This is a genomic window from Novosphingobium sp. B1 (assembly GCF_900176395.1).
Taxonomy (GTDB): Bacteria; Pseudomonadota; Alphaproteobacteria; order Sphingomonadales; family Sphingomonadaceae; genus Novosphingobium.
Map to the genome: position 1 here is coordinate 225,051 of NZ_FWXL01000001.1, position 18,408 is coordinate 243,458.

Genomic DNA, 18,408 nt, shown 5'->3' on the forward strand with positions numbered 1-18,408 from the left:
CTGCGCCCGAATGGATTGGGCCATAACTGCCTGACGCCATGGGGCGTCAGTGATAGCGCCGCAGCAGCCCTGCAAGCTTGCCCTGGACGGCGACCTCGTCAGGACGATAGAACTGCGGGTCGTAAGCGGCGTTGGCCGGATCAAGGCGGATCATGCCCTTTTCCCGGTGAAGATACTTGAGCGTCGCTTCCTCGCCGCGGACCAGAGCGACGACGATCTCGCCGTCACGGGCCGTGTCCGTCTTGCGGACGAGAGCATAATCGCCATCGAAAATGCCGGCTTCGACCATCGAGTCACCCGAAACTTCAAGCGCGTAATGTTCACCCGCCCCAAGAAGCGCCGCAGGTACAGGAAGGGTTGCAGCCGTTTCCATGGCCTCGATCGGCATGCCGGCGGCAATCTTGCCGTGCAATGGAAGCTCAATGACATCGTTGGCGGGAGTTGGTGCGACCAGGGGGCGCGTGCCTGGCTTCAAGGCGGCGATGCCCGAGGGCTGCGCAACTTCAGCAGGGGCGGCCGCGCTCTTCTTCGCAAGGGCGCTGTCAGGCTGACGCAGCACTTCCAATGCGCGGGCGCGGTTAGGAAGCCGCCGGATAAAGCCCCGTTCCTCCAGCGCCGAAATCAGCCGGTGGACGCCAGACTTCGACTTCAGGTCGAGCGCTTCCTTCATCTCCTCGAAAGAAGGAGAAATGCCGGACTCTTCCAGGCGGACCTGAATGAAAGTGAGCAGTTCGTGCTGCTTGCGCGTCAACATTGGCGGTTCTCCGCAGGTGAACGAATGCGGAACGGATAAGCAACCAATTGCGACTCGTCAAGCGAATCCGCCGTTTTCGAGCAGGTAGATTGAAACTCGGTCGCCGACTGTCCTTGCCGGTGCGCCAGCTTCGCGCAGGACAAGCACATTGGCGCGCGCCAAAGGCGAAAGTGCGCCAGAATCCTGAAGGGAATCAAGCGTTACCTGATTACCGTTCCAGTAACCCCGAAGGAACTCGGTGCGCCCACCGCCCTTGGGCATCGGCGTAGCCAGGACGGATTGCAGCGGCTGGGGCAAGGGGACTGCCGCACCCGATGCCGCCCTCAGCAGTGGCAGCATGAACAGATGGGCCGTGACGAAGGCAGACGCGGGGTTCCCCGGCAAGCCCAACACTAGCTGCTGCCCGCGGGTTGCCACCAGCAGGGGTTTTCCGGGCTTGATCGCCACCCGCCAGAAGTCGAGCGATGCACCGATCGCCATGAGCGACGGCCGGACAAGGTCATGATCTCCCACCGAGGCGCCGCCACTGGTCACAATCACGTCAGCGTCCTCGGCATTCTCCAGTGCAGCGGTCAGCGCGCCAAGCTGGTCTGCAACGGGCCCCACATGACGAATGTCCACCGGCAAACTTGCGGCCATTGCGCAAAGCATCGGTCCATTGCTCGCCGGCAACTGGTGATGAGCGGTGGTCTGGCCGGGCGGCACAAGTTCATCGCCGCTGTCGATGACCGTGAGCTTCACGCGGCGATGCACAGGCAGATGCGCGTGACCGGCAGCAATGGCGAGGGCGATCTGCGCTGGCCCAATCCGCGTGCCTGCGGCAATCAACTCATCGTGCTCGGCAAAATCCATGCCGAGAGGGCGGATGTGACGTGGTGCGTGAAGTATCGCGTCTGCATTGACCGACACTTTGTCGCCATCGCGCTGTGCGTCTTCCTGCAGGACGACGGTATCGGCCCCTTGGGGCACTATCGCGCCTGTGCTGATCCGCGCAGCCTCACCAATCCCGATGACGCCGGAGAAGGGCCGGCCCGCGGCACTTTCTCCGATGACTTTCCAGGGGCCGGGGGCGTCGCTGCTGCGCAGGGCGTAGCCATCCATGGCGGAAAGCGGTGCCGCTGGCTGTGTCCTTCGTGCCAGGAGCGGCTCGGCAAGGAACTGGCCCAGGCATTCGCCAACCGAACGATGCTCGACCGGGAGGCGCGGGGCAAGCGCCAGCAATCGCACCTGGGCTTCTGCCAGTTGCAGTGGGGGCGTTTTCACTCGCCTTCCGCCGCACGCCAGAGGCCGGACTTTCCGCCTCGCTTCTCGATCAGCCTGACCGACTGGATCACCATGCCCTTGTCGAGAGCCTTGGCCATGTCATACACGGTCAACAGCGCGACGGTCACCGCCGTCAGCGCTTCCATCTCCACGCCCGTCCGGCCAGTCAGGCTCGCCGTTGCGGTGCAGACAATGCGCTGATCGCCAAATGCGAAGTCGATATTGACCGCATCGAGAGCCAGCGGATGGCACAGCGGGATGAGATCGCCTGTCTTCTTTGCGGCCAGTATGCCGGCAATTCGCGCAGGGCCGAGCACGTCACCCTTGGGAGCGTTGCCCGCCCGGATTGCCTCGAGCGTTTCGGCACGCATCGATATCGCCCCTTCGGCGATGGCAACGCGCTGCGTTTCGGGCTTGCCCCCGACATCCACCATGCGGGCGGTTCCGGCGCTATCGAGATGGGTCAGGTCATTCATCCCGAGGCCTCGTCGCAAGTGTGGGCAGCATACATGCAGAAGAGCGCTACGCTCCCTTGCTGGCCACCATTGCGGGGCCAGTGGGTTTGCGCCGCGATGGCCGACACGACCTGGCTATCCCTGCAGCAACGCCCGCGTCGCCGCTTCGACATCGGGCTGGCGCATCAGGCTTTCGCCGACAAGAAAAGTGCGCGCGCCGCAGCTTGAAAGCCGCAACAGGTCGGCGTGCGCATTGATGCCGCTTTCGGCAACAAGGAGCGTGCCTTCAGGCGCGAGAGGCGCAAGGCGCTCGGTGTTGCCGAGATCCGTCACGAAACGCTTGAGGTCGCGGTTGTTGATGCCGATCAGGCGCGAACGCAACCGCGATGCGCGCTCCATTTCGGCCTCGTCATGCACCTCGACGAGAGCGTCCATGCCCAGTTCCAGCGCAGCGGCTTCGATTTCGGCCATCTGCTGGTCGGAGAGCGCCGCTACGATGATCAGGATCGCGTCTGCGCCGATTGCGCGCGCTTCGGCGCATTGCCACGGATCGACCATGAAGTCCTTGCGGATGACCGGCAATTCACAAGCGGCCCGTGCCTCGACGAGGTAGTCCTCATGGCCCTGAAAATAGGGTGCGTCGGTGAGGACGGAAAGGCAGGTCGCGCCCCCGGCCGCATAGGCGCGGGCGTGGTCCGCCGGACGGAAGTCAGGGCGGATCAGACCCTTCGAGGGACTGGCCTTCTTGATCTCGGCAATCAGGGCAAACCCGTCGGCAGACTTCCTGCGCAAGGCGGCCTCGAAGCCGCGCGGCGCGGTTTGCCGGCCTGTGCGCGAGGCGAGTTCCTGCACGGGAAATTGGGCCTTGCGCGCCGCGACTTCATCACGCTTGGTATTGCAGATTTCGGTGAGCTTGTCGGTCATGGTCCTCACCCTTTGCCGCCCGCTTCGCGGGAAGTCGAGAGGCGTGTTGCAACATTGTCGTGCCGCAGGCGATCGGGCGAAATCACTTCAGCGCCGCGATCCAGCAATTGAGCAGCGCGTTGGCCAGGCCCTTGTCGATCGCTTCGGCGGCCTCCTCGATGCCATCGCGCCAATCCTCGACTTCGCCCGCAATGATCAGCGCGGCGGCGGCATTGAACAGGACGGCATCGCGATAGGGGCCTTCCTCGCCCTGCAGCAGGGCACGCAAGGCCTTTGCATTGTAGGACGCATCTCCGCCGCGCAGCGCTTCAACGGGGGCATTGGGCAGGCCTGCCTGGGTCGGATTGATCCGGCGCATCTGCACTTCGCCGTCGCGTACATCGGCCAATTCGTTGCCGCCGGCCAGGCTGAGCTCGTCGAGGCCCTCGTCGCCCGAGATGACCATGCTGTGGTCGGTGCCAAGCCGGCGGATGGCTTCGGCATAGATCGGGACGTAGGCCGGCCGTGCGATGCCGACGAGTTGTCGCCGCACGCCGGCCGGATTGGCAAGCGGGCCCATCAGGTTGAAGATCGTCCGCCGGCCCAGCGCCTTGCGGATCGGCATGATCCGGCCCATCGAGGGATGGTGGCGCGCGGCAAAGAGGAAGCAGATGCCAAGGTCGCCAAGCGTGTATTCGGCGGTCTCTGCCGCGCGATCGAGGTCGAGGCCGAGTGCTTCGAGCGTATCGGCGGCACCGGCCTTCGAACTGGCGGCGCGATTGCCGTGCTTTGCCACAGGTACGCCGCAAGCGGCAACGACGAGGCTGACCGCCGTGGAAACATTCAGCGTATGGTGTCCGTCGCCACCGGTACCGCACACATCGATGGCATTGGCTGGCGCACTGATCGGTATCATCCGGGCGCGCATGGCCCGGGCCGCGCCCGCGATCTCGCTGGCCGTTTCGCCGCGGTCCGAAAGATCGGTCAGGAACTGCGCGATGGCCGCGTCGGAAACGGAGCCATCGAGGATCGCGGCAAATGCGGCTTCGGCTTCTGCTTCATCGAGCGGATGCGTGACGTCAGGCAGGATCATGCGGGCAGCGGGTTGGTCTTGATACCACACAGCTTGAGGAAGTTCGCGACCATTGCGTGGCCATGCTCGGTGGCGATGCTTTCGGGGTGGAACTGCACGCCGTGGATCGGCAGCGAGGTGTGGCGAAAGCCCATGACGTGCGTATCGTCGGAATGGGCGTTGACGGTGAGGCAGTCGGGAATATCGGTCACGATCAGCGAGTGATAGCGCGTGGCGATGAAGGGCGAGGGCAGGCCCTCGAAAACGCCGGTGCCGTCATGGGTGACCGGCGAGGTCTTCCCATGCATCAACCCGCCGCGCACGACCTTGCCGCCGAAGTACTGCCCGATCGACTGGTGCCCGAGGCACACGCCAAGCAGCGGCACGTTCGCATCCGCCGCCGCGCCAACGAGATCGAGGCTGACACCCGCCTCGTTGGGCGTGCACGGACCGGGCGAAAGCAGGAACCCCTGCGCGCCCGTCTTGATCGCCTGATCGGCGGTAAGCGCATCGTTGCGCACGACCTCAACTTCCGCGCCCATCTCCATCAGGTAATGGACGAGGTTCCAGGTGAAGCTGTCGTAGTTGTCGATGACTAGGATCATATCAGACCTTCGATAGCCCCCGTTTCAGCCCGGCGGTAGCGAGGCATTGCTTGAGATCAGTCAAAATTTCTTCGCCTAGCTGTGCCTTGGGAAGGCAAAAGAAGGTAATGCTTGTCTTTTCCAGCACGAGTAGACGCTCACTTTCCATCCAGCTTTTCAAATGGGACCAAGGGAGGTTGGAGGTCTCGAACTCTCCCTCAGCGCTCATTCCTTGCGCATCGAAGCTGAACGCATACGGCGCGCTTGCCGATGGTTGTTCGGCATAGAGCTTCCGTGCACTGCGTGGGATGCACCACAGCAACCAAAGGCGTATTCCAACGTACGCGCAAAGTCCGACCGTCAACCCCATGATCAGGCAAACAAACAACGTCTGCATGGTGAGGCCGTTATCCGCAACTTCTCCGAACGAGATGATCACCGCGTAAAGGATGGCGGTCAAAGCGATGAAGCGAGCAGAAGCAGCAACAGTCCATCTGCTACGAATTCGCAATCGGTTAGCTTCGAGGTAGTCCTCATAGCTCATGGTGATGGTGACTTTTCGGCTCACTGACCATACCCTGGCTCACTCGCAACCCGCACGGCCTCTCGCGCCGCTGCAAACAATGCGCCGGACTTAAGTTCGCACTCGCGCTGCTCGTATTCGGGGTTGCTGTCGGCGACGATGCCGGCGCCTGCCTGCGCATGGAGAACGCCGTCCTTGATCACGCCGGTGCGCAGAACGATGCAACTGTCGACCGAGCCGTCGGGCGCGAAATAGCCGACGCCGCCCGCATAGGCGCCGCGTGTTTCGGGCTCGAGTTCGGCGATGATCTCGCAGGCACGCACCTTGGGTGCACCGCTGACGGTCCCGGCAGGGAAACCGGCGAAAAGCGCGTCCACGCTGTCGGCTCGCGCCGTGTCGAGCTGGCCAACCACGTTCGAGACGATGTGCATGACGTGGCTGTAACGTTCGACAGTGTAGCTTTCCGTCACCCTTACCGTGCCGGCTTTCGCTACGCGACCGACGTCATTGCGGCCAAGGTCAAGCAGCATCAGGTGTTCTGCGCGTTCCTTTGGATCGGCAAGCAGCGATTCCTCGTTGGCGCGGTCTTCTTCTGCCGTCTTGCCGCGCGGGCGCGTACCGGCGATGGGACGGATAGTTACCTCGCCATCGCGGATGCGGACCAGGATTTCCGGGCTTGATCCTGTCAATGCAAAGCCCGGCATGTCGAGGAAGTAGAGGAACGGCGAGGGGTTGATGCGACGCAGTGCGCGGTAGAGCGCGATCGGCGGCAGCGGGAAGGGCGCGGTGAAGCGCTGTGCCAGCACGACCTGAAAGATATCGCCCGCTTCGATGTAATCCTTCGCTCGGGTGACCATCTTCGCATAATCTGCCGCCGGCATGACCGGCTGCGGGGCAACGTTAACTGTTTCGGGCAAACGCACGTCGCTGGGCACCGGGTCGGACAGCTTGCGCAGGGCATTGTCGATCCGCTCGGCTGCCGCTTCCAGCAGCCTTTCAGGCGTCCCGCCTTCGGCCCAGACCGGAGCAATCGCAAAGAGTTCGTCGGAAAGGCGATCGAAAACCAGGACGACGGTGGGACGGGTGAACAGCATGTCTGGCAAGACAAGCTCGCTTTGCTGCGCGCGCGGCAGCTTTTCGACAAGACCGATCGTTTCGTATCCGAAATAGCCGACAAGGCAGGCCAGCGCCGAGGGCAGGGCGGCAGGCACGTCGATGCGGCATGAGGCAACCAGTGCCCGCAATTCATCGAGCGCATTGCCCGGTAGCCCGGCAAAGGACGTGCGGTTGAACTGCCAGGCCCGATTGATCTGCGCAGCGTCGCCGGTTGCCCGGAAGACGAGGTCCGGATCTATCCCGAGCAGGCTGTAGCGCCCACGAACTTCACCGCCCTGAACCGACTCCAGCAGAAAATCTCCGCGGCCCGGCTCCATCAGCTTGAGCGCGGCACCGACCGGCGTTTCGGTATCGACGATCAGCTTGCGCCACACCAGCGCGGACTTCCCGGCGGAAAGCTGGCTTAGCGCTGCCTCGTGATTATCGGGAAGCGCGGATTCGGTCTGGGCGAGCAGGGACGTCATGCTGTTGCTGTCTTGGCTTTCGGGCTTTTGACCTACTGGGCGTTCGAACCGGTCAACTGGTTGCGGACCGCACGGATACCGGCTTCATTGCGTTCGACACCGACGTCCTTGCGGATCGCGAGGCGGAGTTGCTCGGCATATTCGCCGCCAACCGTTTCGGACATCTCACGCGCCACTTGCGTGAAGATCGGATCACCGCGCTTCACTTCGCCGAGATTGATCTCCTTAAGGTTGACCACATACCAGCCGGCCTTGTCGGGTCCTTCCAAGCGCTTCGTGGAATTCTTTGCCATGGCAAAGAGCAGCGCCAGCGGCGGCGGGACCTTGTCCTGCATCTGGTTCAGCGCCTGGCGGGGGAGATCGACGGGCTGCACCGGGGGCAACGCCGCACCAGCGGCTTTCATGGCATCGGCTACCGAGGCGCCCTTGCCAAGCGCGGCAAGGATCTTGTCAGCAGCGGCGCGTGCCTTTTCCGAACCCTGGCGCACGGCCCAGTCCCGCGCGACAGTTGCGCGGATCTGGTCGAGCGGCGCCGCGGTGGCTGCCGTCAACTGGCCAACGTCATAGATCGCGAACTTTTCGCCGGGCTTGATCTCGGCAAGCTGTGCTTCGCCTTCGCGCTCCATGGCAAAGGCGGCAGGGACGAGCGGAGCCAGCTCAGGCGCGATCTTTTCGCCGGCCTTTCCGAACACGCTGCCGTCGGCAACCAGCGATTGGGTCGAGGCGACGGTCAGCCCGAGCGATTTGGCGATATCGGCAAGGCCTGTTCCATTGTCGATCTGCTGTTCGACTTGCGCTGCCACGTCGGACAAGGCCGCCCGGCGCTTTTCCAGCGTAAGCGCTGCCGTGATTTCACCACGTGCCTGATCGAGCGTCTTGCCGGGGTTGCGCTTGATCGCGTCAACCTTGACGACGTGCCAGCCCAGGCCGGATTTTGCCGGCGTGGCCAGTGCGCCGGACGCGGCTGCAAAGGCAGCGTCGGACACGGACTTCGACGTCTGGTTGGCGAGGTTGTCGCGGGTCTGATCGGTCAGCTTGCTTGCGACCAGACCCTTGGTGCGGGCGACCGCATCGAGCGATCCACTGGTGCCGGCTTCAGCTGCCAGCGCCTTGGCGGCGGCTTCCGTGGGCACGATGATCTGCGTGATCGAGCGCTGCTCCGAAGGCGCATAGACTGCAGAATTGAGCTTGTAGCGATTGGCGATCTCGGCTTCCGTCGGCGCTGCCACCGTCTTCAGCGAGGCTTCCTCGACGATGACGTAACGGATCGTCCGCCGCTCGGGCTGCATGTAGCGAGCCTTGTTGGCGTTGTAGAAGGCGCCAAGCGTGGCGGCATCGGGCGGCGAGGCCGGTGCGAATGCCAGCGACGGCACCGAGATGATCGAGCCGACGCGCCGCTCGGTCAGCAGGGCAGAGTAGCGCTGCACGGCTTCGCCCGCCATCTGCGCACCGAACGCAGCGGGAAGAAGGAGCTGGCGGGCGATCAGGCCCTGGCCCAGGTCCTTGCGAACCTGCCGGTCATCGAGCCCGCGCTGGGCGAGGAGCTGTTCGTACGCGCTCTGGCTGAACTTGCCATCAGGCCCCTGGAAGGCCGGGATCTTCACAATTTCGCTGTCGATCAGGCGATTGCTCGAGGACATGCCATGGTCCTGCGCCCATTCGCCCATGGCGAGGCGATCGGTAAGTCCGCCGAGCACCGTGTCGAGACCACCGGCGTCGAGGAACTGCTTCATCGTCAAGCCGGGCTGCTTCTGGCGCTCCTGCTCGAATGCATTGGTCACCGCCTTGCCCAGTTCGGCCGTGCCAAGCCGCTCGGAGCCGACCTTCGCGGCGCGATCGCCTCCGGCAACTCCGCCAAATCCGCTGCCGGTGACATCGGCGCTGGCAAAGGCCAGAGCGATCAGTCCAAGGAATACCAGCGCAATGGCAATGCCGATGCGCGACTTGAGGAAGGAGCGAAAGAAACCGAGCATTTGCGGGTGTGCGTCTCTTTTCGGGGCGTCCGGAACCATGGGAGCGGAGGCCTGTTTGTCAATCGCGCGCAGCCTTAGGAGCCAAACACGTTTATCGCAATGCCTGCCTGAACCGACGCGACAGAGACTGGGAGGTTCGCGTCACGGGAACTGCGGCATTTTTCAGGAAATGCGATCAGGCGTTTTGCAAAACTGCGTCGGCTTTGATAGCCGCCGCGACAAGGCTGCCCGGGTGCGGCCCACAACATGTGATGATTCAGGGTAATTGCAGGGGAAATGGCCAAGATGCCAAACCGTCCGTACGTAGTCGGAAACTGGAAGATGAACGGAAGCCGCGCCATGTTGGCCGAAGCTCGCGCCATTGACCGGGCAGCGGGGCGTTATCCCGACGTGCAGGTGGCGCTGGCGCCGCCCTTCACCATGATCGGCGCCATCCGCGAGGCCGTTTCGGCCATGGGTGTGGGCGGGCAGGATTGCCACTTCCAGGCCAAGGGTGCGCACACCGGCGATGTCTCGGCGTCGATGCTGGTCGATAGCGGAGCCGACTTCGTGATTCTGGGGCACAGCGAACGCCGCAAGGATCATGGCGAGAGCGATCAACTGGTCCGGGCAAAGGCTGAAGCAGCGGTCGCTGCGGGTCTTGGCGTGATCGTGTGTGTCGGCGAGACGCTGGAAGAGCGTGACGCTGGCGGAGCCGAAAGCGTGGTATCGGGTCAGGTCGACGGCTCGCTTCCGCAAGGCGAGAACATCGGTGATGCTGTTGCTGGAGGCAGGGTCTCAGTGGCGTACGAGCCGGTCTGGGCGATTGGCACGGGCCGCGTTGCCGACGTTCCGGATGTGGTGGCCATGCACGCCGCGATCCGGGCCCGTATCATCGCTCTTTACGGTGAGAACGGCCAGAAGGTGCGCATCCTTTATGGTGGCTCGGTGAATGCCGGCAATGCCGCCGACCTGCTTTCAGCCGCCGGTGTGGATGGCGCGCTGGTCGGGGGGGCAAGTCTGACGGCTGATGCGTTCCTGCCGATCATCGCGGCGGCGGGCAACGGCGAGGCCTGACGTGCGTCAGGCTGAAGGTCAGCCATAGGTCGGACCCAGGTCAGCCCCAGGTGGGAACAAGGTCCTGGCTGTCCGGCGCAAGGCTCAGCGGGTGAAACGGCGGGTTGCTTCTGCGTCGTCGCGCGCCTACATGGCCGGAAAGTTCCAGACGCTCTTGCGTCGAAGGTAGAGATTTCATGTCGCTGTTCATCTTCCTCACCGTAGTCCAGGCGATCGTCGCGGCGCTGCTTGTCGTCGTGATTCTCATGCAGAAGTCCGAAGGTGGCGGCCTTGGCGTGGGCGGAAGTCCGGCGGGCTTCATGTCTGCACGCGGTGCAGCCGATTTCATGACGCGGGCGACAACCGTCCTTGCAAGCCTGTTCGTTCTGCTCAGCATCGCCCTTGCGGCGCTTGCCGTCGGAACGACGTCGGGTCGCGAGATCGATACGTCGCTGCAGCGCAACACTCCGGTGCAGAACGCGCCTGCGGCCGATCCGCTGGCGCCTGCGCAGGCTCCGGCCGGGCAGCAGGCTCCGGCGGCACCTGCCGCTGCTCCGGCAAACGATCCGCTCAAGGGAGCGGCCGGACAGTAATTCCACTAACGACGAGGCGTCGTGCCACCCGCGGCCGCATGGTCGTGGGGTGGCTTTCGCTTTGCCGGAAAATCGCAGGCTGTGGATTGCGGCGAAGATTGCAGCCGTAACCGCTTGCCTATGTGCAACCTCTGACGCTAAGGCCCGAATCCCATGGCGCGGTACATTTTTATCACCGGCGGCGTGGTCTCCTCGCTCGGCAAAGGACTCATGGCAGCAAGCCTCGCGGCGCTGCTTCAGGCGCGCGGCTATCGCGTGCGCATCCGCAAGTTCGACCCCTACCTCAATGTCGATCCGGGCACGATGAGCCCGTATCAGCACGGCGAGGTCTATGTCACCGATGACGGGGCCGAGACCGATCTCGATCTGGGGCACTACGAACGCTTCACCGGCGTATCGGCCCGACAGGCCGACAACATCACTTCGGGTCGCATCTATCGCGACATCATCGCCAAGGAGCGCCGCGGCGACTATCTTGGCGCCACCGTGCAGGTGATCCCGCACGTGACCGACGCGATCAAGGACTTCGCGCAGGCCGAGACCGAGGACCTGGATTTCGTGTTGTGCGAGATCGGCGGTACGGTTGGTGACATCGAGGGCCTGCCGTTCATCGAGGCGCTGCGCCAGATGCACAACGAGCTCGATCGCGACCAGACCTGCTTCGTGCACGTGACTCTGGTGCCCTACATTGCGGCGGCAGGCGAACTGAAGACCAAGCCGACCCAGCATTCGGTACGCGAGCTGACCGGGCTGGGCATCCAGCCCGACATCCTGCTCTGCCGCTGCGAAAAGCCGCTTCCCGAAAGCGAGCGCGCAAAGATCGCCCAGTTCTGCAACGTCCGCAAATCTGCCGTCATTCCCGCCCTCGATGCCAAGAGCATCTATGCAGTGCCACTGCAGTATCACGCCGAAGGTCTGGACAGCGAAGTCCTGCGCCACTTCGGTCTGACGGCGCCTGCGCCCGACCTTTCGCGCTGGGATGACATCGTTGATCGTCACCAAAATCCCGAAGGCGAGGTGACGATTGGCGTGGTCGGCAAGTACGTCGGCCTGCAGGATGCCTACAAGTCGCTCAACGAAGCGCTTGTCCACGGCGGCATGGCCAACCGGGTCAAGGTTCGGATCAAGTGGCTCGACGCGGAACTGTTCGAGCAGGACGACGCGGAAATCGCGGCGCACCTTGAGCCGATGCACGGCATTCTCGTGCCCGGTGGCTTCGGCGAGCGCGGGACGGAAGGCAAGATTGCCTCGGTCCGTTTCGCCCGCGAGCGTGGTGTCCCGTTCTTTGGCATTTGCCTCGGAATGCAGATGGCGTGCATCGAAGGCGCGCGCAATACCGCTGGCATCGCCAACGCATCGTCGACCGAGTTCGGCCCGACCGACGAGCCGGTGGTTGGCATCATCACCGAATGGATGACGTCCGAAGGGCTGGAAAAGCGGTCCGAAGGTGGTGACCTTGGCGGGACAATGCGCCTTGGAGCCTATGATGCCAAGCTCGCCGGCAACAGCCATGTCGCCAACCTCTATGGTGCGAGCGAGATCAGCGAACGTCACCGCCATCGCTACGAGGTGAACGTTGCCTACAAGGACCGTCTCGAGAAGGGCGGACTGGTCTTCTCGGGCATGTCGCCCGACGGGCTCCTGCCAGAGATTGTCGAGCGTCCGGACCATCCGTGGTTCATCGGCGTGCAGTTCCATCCGGAACTCAAGAGCCGTCCGTTCGAGCCTCATCCCCTGTTTGCCGGCTTCATTGCCGCTGCAGTCAAGCAGGCCCGTCTGGTTTAAGACACGTTAAAGGGGCTGGTCAGCACCCGGTTTCCTTGATTATCTGCGGGCTGGATCTGCTTCGCGGATAATCGGGGGGACGACAATGGATGCTGCCAAGCTGGCCGAAGCGTTGACGGCGCATAGTCTGTTCGCCGATTGCGAGCAGGGAGAGTTGTCCGATATCATCGCCCGCGGGCAGGTGCGCCAATTCAAGCCGGGTCAGGAGCTCATGGCCCAGGGCGAGGAGGGCAAGACCCTCTATATCGTCCTCAAGGGACTCGCCCGGGTCAGCATGGTTGCTGCCAATGGGCGCGAGATCATACTCGATTATGCCGAGCCCGGACATGTGCTGGGCGAGATCGCGTTTCTCGATGGCGGCGATCGCACGGCGACGGTCGAGGCGATCGAACCTGTCGAGGCTCTGGTGCTGACGCGAGGCGCGTTTGCCGACATCATCGAGAAGCACAAGGGCTTGTCGCTGCGCCTGCTCAAGGCGATGGCGCGGCGCCTGCGCCAGAACAATGCCGTGATCGAGGCAGACCGCGCCTATACGTCTGGCCCCCGGCTTGCGCGTTTCCTGCTGCGCTTGATGATGAGCGATGCTGCCGATGCAACAAACCAGTTGAAGCTGGCGCTAAGCCAGGGGGAACTGGGCAACTTCGCCGGCATGTCGCGCGAGCAGATCAATCGCCAGCTTTCGGCCTGGGCCGATAACGGGATCGTGGCGCTCAAGAGTGGGCGGGTGACCATCCTCGATAGAGAAGCTCTGGTCGATGTGGCCGAGGCCTGGTGAAATGAGGCGCTGAAACGAAAAGGGGCGGACCGTGCGGTCCGCCCCCGTTCAGCCGTTCGGTGGAATGCGTCAGGCAGCGGCGGTCGTATCGCCGTCGATCACCTTGAGCGCGGTCTGTCCGCCGATCAGCACTTTCTTGGGCTTCATCGCCTCGGGCACTTCGCGCACGAGGTCGATCGTGAGCAAGCCGTCGGCAAGGTCAGCTGCCTCGACGCGGACGAAATCAGCCAGCTCGAAGCGGCGTTCGAACCCGCGATTGGCGATGCCGACATGGAGATACTCGCGCTCTTGCGGATCAGGGCGCTGGCCCTTGACCACGAGCAGGTTCTGCTGGGCGGTAATGTCGATATCCTCGGCCTTGAAGCCGGCGACTGCAAGCGTGATGCGATAGGCATCTTCGCCGCTACGCTCGATGTTGAAGGGAGGGTAGTTGTCACCTCCATTGGCGCGGGCCTGGCGTTCGAGCAGGTCGAACAGGCGGTCAAAGCCCACGGTGGTGCGGCGATAGGGAGTGAAGTCAAAACGGTTCATGGCAATATCCTCGATAAGAGCAATCTGCACTTGCCTTCGCGAGCCCGGAACCCGGCGCCCGCATCAGCGGTTTTCATTCTCAATCGTGATCATGCCCGACTTGCGGCGCATGACACGAAAATCCATGTGTGGTAGCCGAAACCGCATTTCAAGACCTGATCGAGGAAGCTGATGTCGAACACTCCCAAGGTAGAAATCTACACCAAGTGGGGCTGCCCTTATTGCTCGCGCGCCAAGCAGCTGCTCGACACCAAGGGCGTGGCTTACGAAGAATTCGATGTGACGATGGGCGGGCCAAAGAAGGCCGAAATGCTCGATCGGGCACCGGGCCACACTACCGTTCCCTCAATCTTCATTGATGGCATGCACATCGGCGGTTCGGATGATCTTGCCTCGCTCAATGCGCAGGGCAAGCTGGACATGCTGCTCGGCAAGTGAGTTCGAGGCAGGAATCCGCACCGGTCAAGGTCGCGCTGTTCCAGATGACCAGCGGGATCGACCCGCTGGCCAATGCCGCTGCAATCGCAGCGTCAGCCCACATGGCCGTCGATGCCGGGGCTGCCATGCTCTTCACGCCGGAGATGTGCGGGTTGCTGGACAGGGACCGCGCGCGGGCGTCGCGCCATGTCCTGGCCGAGCCGGACAATCCTGTGCTCGCACAGGCGCGCCAAACTGCGCGCGATCTGAAGATCTGGATCGATCTGGGATCGCTGGCGATCCTGCGCGAGGATGGCAAGTGGGCCAATCGCGGCTTCGTGATAGATGCCGATGGAGCGATCGCCGCCCGCTATGACAAGATCCACATGTTCGACGTTGACCTCGCAACGGGCGAGACCTGGCGCGAATCCTCGGCCTATACCCCCGGCGATCAGGTCGTGGCGGTCGACACGCCGGTCGGGAGGCTTGGCATGGCGATCTGCTACGACATACGGTTTCCCGCGCTTTTCGAGGAACTGGGGCGCCTGCGCTGCGATGCGATCCGCATTCCGGCGGCCTTCACCGTACCCACAGGAAAGGCCCATTGGCATCTCATGCAACGCGCGCGCGCGGTCGAGGCAAGTGCGTGGGTCATCTCCGCTGCGCAGGGCGGCAACCATGCAGATGGACGCGAGACGTATGGTCACTCGCTCGTTGTCGATCCGTGGGGCGAAGTCGCCTACGACGGTGGCGAGGGGGCGTCGCTTGGCTTTGCCATGATCGATCATGCCCGAACGGGCGATGTCAGGCGGCAGCTTCCCAGTCTTGCCAACAAGCGCGAAATCCCTAGATCGGCGTCATGATTGTCTTCGATCTGCAATGTCAGTCTGGCGGCCATCGCTTCGAGGGCTGGTTCCGATCGTCCGAGGATTTCGACGGGCAGTCCTCGCGCGGACTGGTGTCGTGCCCGGCGTGCGGATCGGCCGAGATCGCCAAGGCAGTCATGGCGCCGAATGTCGGACGCAAGGGCAACCAGATGCCGGTGATGGCCAAGCCCGTCGATGCGCCGGCGCAGGCCATGGCGAATGCGCCCCTGCCGCCGGAAGCCGCAGCATTGCTCAAGGCAGTAGCGGCCATGCAGGCAGAGGCGATCAAGAGCTCAACCTGGGTGGGCGAAAAGTTTGCCGACGATGCCCGCGCGATGCACTATGGCGAGAAGGAACCGGGAGCCATTCACGGTCGCGCGACAGTTGATGAGGCGCGCGGCCTCGTTGAAGAGGGCATCGCGGTGGCGCCTCTGCTGATTCCGGTCGTCCCGCCTGAAGAGGCGAACTGAAAGTCCGTTGCCAGAGCGACCGTGCCTGCCTAAAGGAAGCGCGGGCGCCCGTAGCTCAGCAGGATAGAGCACCAGATTCCTAATCTGGGGGCCATGGGTTCGAATCCCGTCGGGCGCACCAATTCCAAAGCAATTGGTCGCCCTGGGCCTAAAAGTGAGTTCGAACTTTGTTCGAACGGGCGCACCACTTGCACCGCATTGCAGATAAACCGCTCGCCGCAAGACCGGTTCATTGCTGCTTGAACTGCCTCCTGAATTATGATTCAGTCTGGCCATGCAGACACGTCGCGCGCCGCTCCTTCCCAAAGACAGTTTGACCCAGTCGCTGGCGCTGATTGCGCTGCTGTTAATGGGGGCTGTCGGCATTGCCGGACCAAGCGGACTGCTTGCCTGGGGCGAGAACGCCCGCCTGCTCGAGCAGCGCGAAGCCGAAATCGCCCAGCTATCAGCCGAGCGGGATCGCGTGCGCAACCGCGTCGATCTGCTCGATCCGCGCCACGCCGATCCTGATTTGGTGGGCGAACTGTTGCGCAGCAACCTGAATGTCGCGCATCCCGATGAAGTGGTCATGCCGGTTACCAAGTGAGCAAGCTTGTGCGCGTCCGGAACTTCCGGGGCTGAAAAGCGTAGCCCGGTCATGGGGGGCAATGCTTTGAGCGAAGCGCAAGACGATCCGGCAGGCACGTGCGAAGGCGAGCCTGCGTCATTCACAGGTGAATCCGAGACCGTGTGGCGCTATGCCATGGCGACGCGCGCGCATGCCGTGGTCGATGCGGCAGACTACTTTTCCCTGATGCGCGATGCGATGTTGCAGGCCGAGCAGCGCATCATGCTGATCGGATGGGACTTCGACACGCGGATCGTCATCGGCAGTGGGCGGCGCTGGTGGAACCTGCCACGTCGCGAAGTCGCGCCAGCCCGACTAGGACCGTTCGTCCTCTGGCTGGCCAATCGCCGCAAGCGCATAGACGTGCGCATCCTGAAGTGGAACTTTGGCGCCCTGAAGGCCGTCTTCCGCGGCTCGATGATGCTCGACCTGTTGCGATGGTGGCGGCATTCGCGCATCATTTTCAAGCTCGACAGTGCGCACCCGATCGGTTGCAGTCATCATCAGAAGATCGCCGTGATCGACGATCGTTTTGCCGTATGCGGCGGGATCGACATGGCCGGGGATCGCTGGGATACCCGGGAGCACCTCGACGACGATCCGCGCCGCCGGCGGCCCGGCGGCAAGCTCTATGGGCCGTGGCACGATTGCACGATGCTGCTCGAGGGCGAGGCGGCGGCAAGGCTGGGCGAGTTCGGTCGCCAGCGCTGGGAGCAGGCGGGGGGCACCCCGTTCGAACCGTGCCAACCCCAGGATGCGTCGCCCTGGCCTAGCACGGTCGAGGCGGAATTTCGCGACGTCGAAGTGGGGATTGCGCGCACGCGCTCGCATTACGCCAAGGCCTGCGAGGTGCGCGAGATCGAGGCTCTGTTCCTGGAACAGATCGCGCGTGCGAGGAAATTCATCTATTTCGAGAACCAGTATTTCGCCTCGCGGAAGATCGCCGAGGCGATAGTCAAGCGCGTTTCCGAGCCTGACCCGCCGGAGATCGTGCTGATCAATCCCGAAAGTTCCGACGGCTGGCTTGAGCAGGCGGCAATGGATGGTGCGCGGATCCGGCTGGTCCGGGCAATCGAGGCCGCCGACCACCGCAAGCGCTTCTCGGTCTGGCATCCTTTTACCGCTGGGGGGACGCCCATTTACGTCCATTCCAAGCTGACCATCGTCGATGACGAAATCCTACGGATAGGGTCGGCCAATCTCAACAATCGCTCGATGGGACTCGACAGCGAGTGCGATGTGTTCATCGACTGCGCGCGCCCCGCCAATGGTCATTGCGGAGACGCGATCAGGCGGCTGCGGCTCTCGTTGCTTGGTGAGCATTGCGATATGCCGGTTGACGCGGTAGCGCAGCAACTCGATCGGCACGGGAGCATGGCCGCGATGATTGCGGCAGCTCCCGCGACGGGGAAACGGCTGAAGCCTTTCGTACCGCACGAGTTGAGCGATGCGGAGAAGGCCTTGGCCGACAACGAGGTACTGGATCCCGAGCGGCCGGAGGAGATGCTTTCCTTCTATCGCAAGGGTCTGTTCCGCAGCCGCATGATCTGGCGGCGTGCGTTGAAAAGGAACGGCAATGAGCAGTCTGGTGGGGCCCGATGAAGACGATGATCTGGCCCGGGGGAAGATTTTCGTGCCCGATGACGTTCAGGACGCCATCCGCACGCTGATTCGCTGGTCGGGGGATGACCCTGCGCGCGAAGGTCTGCTCGATACCCCCAAGCGCGTCGCCCGTGCATGGAAGGAATACTGCCTCGGCTATGGCGAAGATCCGGCCAGCCACCTTGCTCGCCAGTTCGAGGAAGTTGGCGGCTACGACGAGATCGTGCTGCTTAAGGACATTCCGTTCCAGAGCCACTGCGAGCACCACATGGCGCCGATCATCGGCAAGGCGGCGATTGCCTATCTGCCACGGCACAAGGTTGTCGGCATTTCCAAGCTGGCGCGCGTGCTGCACGGCTTTGCCCGGCGCCTGCAGATCCAGGAGCGCCTGACCGCAGAGGTGGCGCAGTGCATCTGGGACAATCTGAAGCCGCATGGCGTTGCCGTGGTTATCGAAGCCAGTCATGCCTGCATGACTGCGCGCGGAGTACGTACGCCTGGCGTGGGCATGGTGACCAGCCGGATGATGGGGACTTTCCTCGACGACACGCGAAGCCGCAAGGAAGTGCTGAGCCTGATGGGCTATTGATCTGACGGTCAGCAAACAAACATTACAGTAC

Annotated in this window: 20 protein-coding genes and 1 tRNA gene; 11 read left to right on the forward strand and 10 right to left on the reverse strand. The window is 63.2% G+C overall.

Annotated elements, in window-relative coordinates:
* Positions 1 to 46: 46 nt before the first annotated feature.
* From lexA to B9A23_RS01165, 9 genes are all read right to left on the reverse strand, one after another.
* On the reverse strand, positions 47 to 754 hold the full coding sequence (lexA, locus tag B9A23_RS01125; protein WP_084276896.1) for a transcriptional repressor LexA: 708 nt from the start codon (positions 752 to 754) through the stop codon (positions 47 to 49).
* A 57-nt stretch (positions 755 to 811) separates the two neighbouring features.
* Complete coding sequence (locus B9A23_RS01130; protein WP_084276898.1) at positions 812 to 2,017, reverse strand: molybdopterin molybdotransferase MoeA; 1,206 nt, start codon at positions 2,015 to 2,017, stop codon at positions 812 to 814.
* Positions 2,014 to 2,493, reverse strand: coding sequence for a cyclic pyranopterin monophosphate synthase MoaC (gene moaC, locus B9A23_RS01135; RefSeq protein ID WP_084276900.1), 480 nt, complete (start codon positions 2,491 to 2,493; stop codon positions 2,014 to 2,016). The genes B9A23_RS01130 and moaC overlap by 4 nt, the downstream gene beginning before the upstream one ends.
* 114 nt (positions 2,494 to 2,607) lie before the next feature.
* Complete coding sequence (trpC, locus tag B9A23_RS01140) at positions 2,608 to 3,396, reverse strand: indole-3-glycerol phosphate synthase TrpC (protein WP_084276902.1); 789 nt, start codon at positions 3,394 to 3,396, stop codon at positions 2,608 to 2,610.
* An 82-nt stretch (positions 3,397 to 3,478) separates the two neighbouring features.
* Positions 3,479 to 4,468 carry an anthranilate phosphoribosyltransferase gene (trpD, locus tag B9A23_RS01145; protein ID WP_084276904.1) on the reverse strand — a complete coding sequence of 330 codons (990 nt, stop codon included), beginning with the start codon at positions 4,466 to 4,468 and terminating at the stop codon, positions 3,479 to 3,481.
* Positions 4,465 to 5,052 carry an anthranilate synthase component II gene (locus B9A23_RS01150; protein ID WP_084276906.1) on the reverse strand — a complete coding sequence of 196 codons (588 nt, stop codon included), beginning with the start codon at positions 5,050 to 5,052 and terminating at the stop codon, positions 4,465 to 4,467. The genes trpD and B9A23_RS01150 overlap by 4 nt, the downstream gene beginning before the upstream one ends.
* Before the next feature lies 1 nt (position 5,053).
* On the reverse strand, positions 5,054 to 5,599 hold the full coding sequence (locus B9A23_RS01155) for a YcxB family protein (protein WP_084276908.1): 546 nt from the start codon (positions 5,597 to 5,599) through the stop codon (positions 5,054 to 5,056).
* A complete protein-coding gene (gene trpE, locus B9A23_RS01160; RefSeq protein ID WP_084276909.1) occupies positions 5,596 to 7,134 on the reverse strand; it encodes an anthranilate synthase component I in 1,539 nt (512 codons plus the stop codon). The genes B9A23_RS01155 and trpE overlap by 4 nt, the downstream gene beginning before the upstream one ends.
* A 32-nt stretch (positions 7,135 to 7,166) precedes the next feature.
* A complete protein-coding gene (locus B9A23_RS01165; protein WP_084276911.1) occupies positions 7,167 to 9,107 on the reverse strand; it encodes a peptidylprolyl isomerase in 1,941 nt (646 codons plus the stop codon).
* Between the two features lie 285 nt (positions 9,108 to 9,392).
* Between B9A23_RS01165 and tpiA the strand changes: the two genes are divergently transcribed.
* The 4 genes from tpiA to B9A23_RS01185 all read left to right on the forward strand — a co-directional run bounded on the left by tpiA (position 9,393) and on the right by B9A23_RS01185 (position 13,295).
* On the forward strand, positions 9,393 to 10,163 hold the full coding sequence (tpiA, locus tag B9A23_RS01170; RefSeq protein ID WP_084277463.1) for a triose-phosphate isomerase: 771 nt from the start codon (positions 9,393 to 9,395) through the stop codon (positions 10,161 to 10,163).
* Positions 10,164 to 10,345: 182 nt separating this feature from the next.
* Positions 10,346 to 10,735: a preprotein translocase subunit SecG gene (secG, locus tag B9A23_RS01175; RefSeq protein WP_084277464.1), complete on the forward strand. Its 390-nt coding sequence runs from the start codon at positions 10,346 to 10,348 to the stop codon at positions 10,733 to 10,735.
* A gap of 153 nt (positions 10,736 to 10,888) precedes the next feature.
* On the forward strand, positions 10,889 to 12,520 hold the full coding sequence (locus B9A23_RS01180; RefSeq protein ID WP_084276913.1) for a CTP synthase: 1,632 nt from the start codon (positions 10,889 to 10,891) through the stop codon (positions 12,518 to 12,520).
* 85 nt (positions 12,521 to 12,605) lie between these two features.
* Positions 12,606 to 13,295, forward strand: a complete 690-nt coding sequence (locus B9A23_RS01185; RefSeq protein ID WP_084276915.1) for a Crp/Fnr family transcriptional regulator — start codon at positions 12,606 to 12,608, stop codon at positions 13,293 to 13,295.
* Positions 13,296 to 13,364: 69 nt separating this feature from the next.
* Here B9A23_RS01185 and B9A23_RS01190 read toward each other — a convergent pair whose 3' ends face one another.
* Positions 13,365 to 13,826 carry an Hsp20 family protein gene (locus tag B9A23_RS01190; RefSeq protein ID WP_084277465.1) on the reverse strand — a complete coding sequence of 154 codons (462 nt, stop codon included), beginning with the start codon at positions 13,824 to 13,826 and terminating at the stop codon, positions 13,365 to 13,367.
* A gap of 171 nt (positions 13,827 to 13,997) precedes the next feature.
* On the opposite strand from B9A23_RS01190, the gene grxC reads away from it, so the two are divergent.
* The 7 genes from grxC to folE all read left to right on the forward strand — a co-directional run bounded on the left by grxC (position 13,998) and on the right by folE (position 18,377).
* Positions 13,998 to 14,264 carry a glutaredoxin 3 gene (grxC, locus tag B9A23_RS01195; RefSeq protein ID WP_084276917.1) on the forward strand — a complete coding sequence of 89 codons (267 nt, stop codon included), beginning with the start codon at positions 13,998 to 14,000 and terminating at the stop codon, positions 14,262 to 14,264.
* Positions 14,261 to 15,106, forward strand: coding sequence for a carbon-nitrogen hydrolase family protein (locus tag B9A23_RS01200; protein WP_254894909.1), 846 nt, complete (start codon positions 14,261 to 14,263; stop codon positions 15,104 to 15,106). The genes grxC and B9A23_RS01200 overlap by 4 nt, the downstream gene beginning before the upstream one ends.
* Complete coding sequence (locus tag B9A23_RS01205) at positions 15,103 to 15,579, forward strand: DUF1178 family protein (protein ID WP_084276919.1); 477 nt, start codon at positions 15,103 to 15,105, stop codon at positions 15,577 to 15,579. The genes B9A23_RS01200 and B9A23_RS01205 overlap by 4 nt, the downstream gene beginning before the upstream one ends.
* A 44-nt stretch (positions 15,580 to 15,623) precedes the next feature.
* Positions 15,624 to 15,700 (forward strand) — tRNA-Arg (locus B9A23_RS01210).
* Positions 15,701 to 15,853: 153 nt separating this feature from the next.
* Positions 15,854 to 16,165 carry an FtsB family cell division protein gene (locus B9A23_RS01215; RefSeq protein WP_084276921.1) on the forward strand — a complete coding sequence of 104 codons (312 nt, stop codon included), beginning with the start codon at positions 15,854 to 15,856 and terminating at the stop codon, positions 16,163 to 16,165.
* Positions 16,166 to 16,231: 66 nt separating this feature from the next.
* The gene (locus B9A23_RS01220) at positions 16,232 to 17,788 is read left to right on the forward strand and encodes a phospholipase D-like domain-containing protein (RefSeq protein ID WP_254894910.1); all 1,557 of its coding nucleotides are present in this window, start codon (positions 16,232 to 16,234) and stop codon (positions 17,786 to 17,788) included.
* Entirely contained in the window at positions 17,763 to 18,377 is a 615-nt protein-coding gene (gene folE / locus B9A23_RS01225) for a GTP cyclohydrolase I FolE (RefSeq protein WP_084276925.1), read from the forward strand. Before B9A23_RS01220 ends, folE begins: the two co-directional genes overlap by 26 nt.
* Positions 18,378 to 18,408: the final 31 nt, after the last annotated feature.

What these genes read in the sequence shown, in the direction of transcription:
- lexA (WP_084276896.1), bottom strand. Translation starts at nt 754, where the DNA reads ATGTTGACGCGCAAGCAGCACGAACTGCTCACTTTCATTCAGGTCCGC.
- B9A23_RS01185 (WP_084276915.1), top strand. Translation starts at nt 12,606, where the DNA reads ATGGATGCTGCCAAGCTGGCCGAAGCGTTGACGGCGCATAGTCTGTTC.
- B9A23_RS01190 (WP_084277465.1), bottom strand. Translation starts at nt 13,826, where the DNA reads ATGAACCGTTTTGACTTCACTCCCTATCGCCGCACCACCGTGGGCTTT.
- moaC (WP_084276900.1), bottom strand. Translation starts at nt 2,493, where the DNA reads ATGAATGACCTGACCCATCTCGATAGCGCCGGAACCGCCCGCATGGTG.
- trpD (WP_084276904.1), bottom strand. Translation starts at nt 4,468, where the DNA reads ATGATCCTGCCTGACGTCACGCATCCGCTCGATGAAGCAGAAGCCGAA.
- B9A23_RS01150 (WP_084276906.1), bottom strand. Translation starts at nt 5,052, where the DNA reads ATGATCCTAGTCATCGACAACTACGACAGCTTCACCTGGAACCTCGTC.
- B9A23_RS01165 (WP_084276911.1), bottom strand. Translation starts at nt 9,107, where the DNA reads ATGCTCGGTTTCTTTCGCTCCTTCCTCAAGTCGCGCATCGGCATTGCC.
- grxC (WP_084276917.1), top strand. Translation starts at nt 13,998, where the DNA reads ATGTCGAACACTCCCAAGGTAGAAATCTACACCAAGTGGGGCTGCCCT.
- B9A23_RS01215 (WP_084276921.1), top strand. Translation starts at nt 15,854, where the DNA reads ATGCAGACACGTCGCGCGCCGCTCCTTCCCAAAGACAGTTTGACCCAG.
- folE (WP_084276925.1), top strand. Translation starts at nt 17,763, where the DNA reads ATGAGCAGTCTGGTGGGGCCCGATGAAGACGATGATCTGGCCCGGGGG.
- B9A23_RS01180 (WP_084276913.1), top strand. Translation starts at nt 10,889, where the DNA reads ATGGCGCGGTACATTTTTATCACCGGCGGCGTGGTCTCCTCGCTCGGC.
- trpE (WP_084276909.1), bottom strand. Translation starts at nt 7,134, where the DNA reads ATGACGTCCCTGCTCGCCCAGACCGAATCCGCGCTTCCCGATAATCAC.
- tpiA (WP_084277463.1), top strand. Translation starts at nt 9,393, where the DNA reads ATGCCAAACCGTCCGTACGTAGTCGGAAACTGGAAGATGAACGGAAGC.
- trpC (WP_084276902.1), bottom strand. Translation starts at nt 3,396, where the DNA reads ATGACCGACAAGCTCACCGAAATCTGCAATACCAAGCGTGATGAAGTC.
- B9A23_RS01205 (WP_084276919.1), top strand. Translation starts at nt 15,103, where the DNA reads ATGATTGTCTTCGATCTGCAATGTCAGTCTGGCGGCCATCGCTTCGAG.